The following is a 1,124-nucleotide window of genomic DNA, read 5'->3' on the forward strand; positions in this document are numbered from 1 at the left end:
TCGATACTGCGACCCGGGCCACTCTGGGATCCGCGACATCGGCGGCGTATCGGCTTGGCGGTCTGCTCGACCGTGGCCTACCTCCGTCTCACCGATGCGGGACTGGCTTCGGTCCCGGACCTCGATCACCGTTGCCCGAAGGGCGGCGCCACGCGCCGCCCGTTGCCTGGTTGTCGCGCTGGCCGGCTCTGGCGGCTGGCGTCGCTCACACCGCCGTCGGCGCCCGGTAGCGCGTGCCGTGCGCGAGCATCGCCCAGGCGATGCGCGCGCGCTTGTGGGCCAGTGCCACCGCGGCGACGTTGTGCGGACGCCGCTGGCGCAGGCGCTCGGTCCATGGATCGAGCGCCGCGCCCTGCTTCGCCCGGCGCAGGGTACTGCGTGCGCCGTGGACGAGCAGCGCGCGCAACTCCACATCGCCCTGTTTGGTGATCGCGCCCAGGCGCACGTGCTCGCCCGAGCTGTGCTGGGCCGGCGTGACGCCCACGCTCACCGCGAAGCCGCGCCCGTTGCGCCAGTTCAGGCCATCGCCGCAGACCGCCACCAGGCGCAGCGCCGTCAGGGGCCCGATGCCATCGAGCTCCATCAGCCGGCGACTGCGCTCATCGCCCCGCGCCTGGCGCGCGAGCTCGCGGTCCTGCTGGTCGATGCGCGCGTTGAGATCGCGCAGTTCCTCGGCGCCTTCGGCGAGCACCGCGCGCAGATCCGCCGGCAGGCCGTTGTCCGCGTCTTCCGTGGCATCGGCCAGGCCCTCCCTGAGCCTCTTCCAGCCCTTGGGCACCGCGATGCCGAACTCCGCCAGAAAGCCCCGAAGCTGGTTGCCCAGCGCCGTGCGCCGCTCGATCAGCCGCCGCCGGTAGCCCTGGCGCGCGAGCAGCGCCTGCTGCTCCGCGCTCTTGACCGGCGCCTCGCTGATCGACTCGCGCGCCACCGCCTCGCAGATCGCCTCGGCATCGCGCGCATCGGTCTTCTGCCCCTGGCGGTAGGGCTTCACCGCCTGCGGGTTCAGCAGCCGCACCCGGTAGCCCAGACGCCCGAGCTCGCGCGCCCAGTAGTGCGAGCCACCCGTGGCCTCCAGACCCACCAGGCAGTCACCCGAGCGATCCAGCCGGGCGAACCAGTCCAGC

Annotated in this window: 1 protein-coding gene; it reads right to left on the minus strand. The window is 73.2% G+C overall.

Annotation, left to right across the window (positions count from 1 at the left end):
- Positions 1-205: 205 nt before the first annotated feature.
- Positions 206-1,124 (minus strand): IS110 family RNA-guided transposase (locus tag A0W70_RS16360; protein ID WP_070990185.1); only part of this gene is annotated, 919 nt, incomplete at its 5' end.

Origin of the sequence: Halofilum ochraceum (assembly GCF_001614315.2) — a bacterium.
GTDB classification, from domain to species: domain Bacteria; phylum Pseudomonadota; class Gammaproteobacteria; order XJ16; family Halofilaceae; genus Halofilum; species Halofilum ochraceum.